This is a genomic window from Endozoicomonas arenosclerae, from assembly GCF_001562015.1.
Taxonomy (GTDB): domain Bacteria; phylum Pseudomonadota; class Gammaproteobacteria; order Pseudomonadales; family Endozoicomonadaceae; genus Endozoicomonas_A; species Endozoicomonas_A arenosclerae.
On record NZ_LASA01000222.1, the window covers coordinates 1 to 2,546 of the forward strand.

The 2,546-nt window shown below is 39.7% G+C and carries 5 protein-coding genes; 3 read left to right on the forward strand and 2 right to left on the reverse strand.

The annotated features are described in order from the left end of the window. The coding region (locus WG89_RS27795; protein WP_172806943.1) for a transposase at positions 1–192 on the forward strand (192 nt) is incomplete at its 5' end. Between the two features lie 257 nt (positions 193–449). Here WG89_RS27795 and WG89_RS27805 read toward each other — a convergent pair. Together WG89_RS27805 and WG89_RS27810 are read right to left on the reverse strand one after the other, a co-directional pair. Continuing rightward, a complete protein-coding gene (locus WG89_RS27805; protein ID WP_062270949.1) occupies positions 450–728 on the reverse strand; it encodes a hypothetical protein in 279 nt (92 codons plus the stop codon). Further along, positions 725–1,201 (reverse strand): hypothetical protein, encoded by a 477-nt coding sequence (locus WG89_RS27810; protein WP_062270951.1) that lies wholly within the window; start codon positions 1,199–1,201, stop codon positions 725–727. Before WG89_RS27810 ends, WG89_RS27805 begins: the two co-directional genes overlap by 4 nt. 340 nt (positions 1,202–1,541) lie before the next feature. Between WG89_RS27810 and WG89_RS27815 the strand changes: the two genes are divergently transcribed. Together WG89_RS27815 and WG89_RS33105 are read left to right on the forward strand one after the other, a co-directional pair. After that, entirely contained in the window at positions 1,542–2,339 is a 798-nt protein-coding gene (locus tag WG89_RS27815) for an SIR2 family protein (protein WP_062270953.1), read from the forward strand. Between the two features lie 57 nt (positions 2,340–2,396). Then, on the forward strand, positions 2,397–2,546 hold a 150-nt coding region (locus tag WG89_RS33105), incomplete at its 3' end, for a transposase (protein WP_414630400.1).

A 2,546-nucleotide genomic window follows, 5' to 3' on the forward strand; every position in this document is an offset into this window, starting at 1 on the left:
AAAAACCCTGAAGTTAAGCAAAAGTTATGGGGTGGAGCATTCTGGAGTTCAGGATATTTTATGAATACTGTCGGCCAGCATGGTAATGAAGATGTAATTGCAAATTATGTCAAAAACCAAGGCAATGCGGAGTACAAGCAGCTACACCGGAAGGAAATAAGTCCGAACCAAATCAGTCTGTTTATGGACTGACCACTCAAGTTGCACTGAGGATACCCCGCAGCTTGCTGCGGGGTAGTTCATTAAAGTAGTTCTGAACGCTTCTGGGGAAGTACTCGTTGGATATCCCGTAAGCACTTAATACACCCATTTCGTAGAAGTATCCTAATAAGTATACGGCAGGTGTAAGTACTGTCATCATAGTCAGTACTGAGGCTATATTGAATTTACTTTTTTTATTATTTTCATCACTCACAATAAACATCCTTGTTTATACAATCTTAAACCTTTCACTCTGGTATAGAGTCATCCCAAGCATCAGAGAAGCCCGCATTGCTCGCAGCTATATGAAAACTGGAATAGAGTCGCTCCAGCCACTGCTCAGTATCTGAAGCATTATCACCTACAGTTGCGTCCACCATTGCCCAGTAGAAGTCAGCAAGAGCTTTCGTATCTTCTGAGCTGGATAAAACTCCGGACTGAATTATGGCAATAGCTCTAGCATGACTTAGAGCTTTAGCGTGTTTCAGAGCAAACTCTCTCTCTTCCTCGAAACGATACTGAATCATAAGGCATCCTGTGCATCATTTATAACAGACATTCTATCAGCTACCCATTCAAGCTTCTTCCTGAGATGGCCAACATGCATTTTCTCGGTAACCCCTAAGAAGTAGTGCTGACCCTTTCGGTCTCGAGGGTCAACCATAAATGCCATACCGGCAGGAATATCAGCAGCTTCAAGCACCCAGAAGATATCAACGGGCTTGCCTGGGTTTCGCTTGGCTTTCATTCGGTGTATACCCTTTAGATGTTGCCAATGGCTGGAGAATGAAAGACCATGGTTTTCTGATGGTAGAACCCATTGTAGACACTCAGAAAACAGATAATCATCTTTTTGAATTCCGTTAATGAGTTGTCTGTTAGAGCTACATGAAGTGAGATGTAGGGTGGGGTGATCGCCTCGAACAGTAGGTCTGGCGTAATACTTACCTACGCCCTTAATGAACTCACGCAAGTCAACCAGCGTTTTGAACTGATTCACGAGATACCTCCGTGGTACTACTTGTTTTTAATCCTTTATGCTGCGTAGCTAAGTGGTTGATGGTTGAGCTATGCAGCTGCGCTGTATGTTCTCATGAGATTGTTGGGCAGTCTAGTGGTTATCAGGCCAATCTCACTATTGGGTTTGAGGAAGAGATGAAGCAACTCTAGGCTCAGCGAAGAGCTGTGTTTAGCAAATTTCTCAAGGAGTTGCGTTGAGAGAATATTGTCGGGGAAGAGTGTTATTTGATCAACCAGTCTTCTGGAAATTCAATAGATTGTTTTCAGTGAAATATTCATGCAGAATCCGCTTTATTTATTATGGCAAAAACTGTATTGGTATGGATATTCATGGATTCACAGAAGACTATAAAAACCACCCAGTACTATTTATTGGTACAGGCTTAAGTTTAAGGTACTTGGAAAATTCATACACTTGGGATGGCTTACTAAAGCATATTTGCCATGAGTTTAAAGGGAATGATGAATATTATTTAGATGTTAAGTCGAAATGTATGGTTTCTGAACAGTTTGACTATGCGAAAATTGCAGAAGTCATTGAGAGGGATTTTAATGAGGCCTTGGAAAACGATAGAAATGGTAAATTTAAAGAAGTAAATGATGTATTTTATAAAAAAATGGGAGAAGAGGTCAGTATAAGCCGTTTTAAGATTTATATTTCTCAGGTTTTAAATGAATTGATTTTTAGAGAGTCAAAGAAAGATGAAATTTCTGAGCTAAAAAAGATAAGAAAGAATATAGCTTCAATAATAACTACAAACTATGATTCGTTTGTTGAGCATCTATTCGACTTTCAGCCTTTGATAGGTAATGATATTTTACTGAGTAACCCTTATGGTTCTGTTTATAAAATACACGGCTGTGTCAGTGACCCAAGTAAAATTGTTATAACAGATGAAGACTACTCTAACTTTAATGAAAAGTATGAGCTTGTAAGAGCGCAGCTGCTTTCTATTTTTATCCATAATCCGATAATTTTTATTGGATATAATATTGGTGATAATAATATAAAAAGCCTTTTGAAAACTATCTTTACATATGTTGAACCTAACTCCGAAGAGGCAATTAAAATAAGGAATAATTTTTGGCTCATTATGGGTTTCAGGGAGGTGAAGTAAACTCGGTTTTCCCGACTGTTAACTCACATCGTGCCAGGCAAAAATACTGGCATGATGATGAAGTTCCATGACCTCCTCGATAATGCAAAATGTTACGAACAGTTAAGGCAGTTACGCTGGCCTTCAGGCGTTTGCTGCCCACGCTGCGGCAGTCAGAGCATCATAAGACGGGGAAAGCACAATGCTCAGCCTGACAAGCAGCGCTAC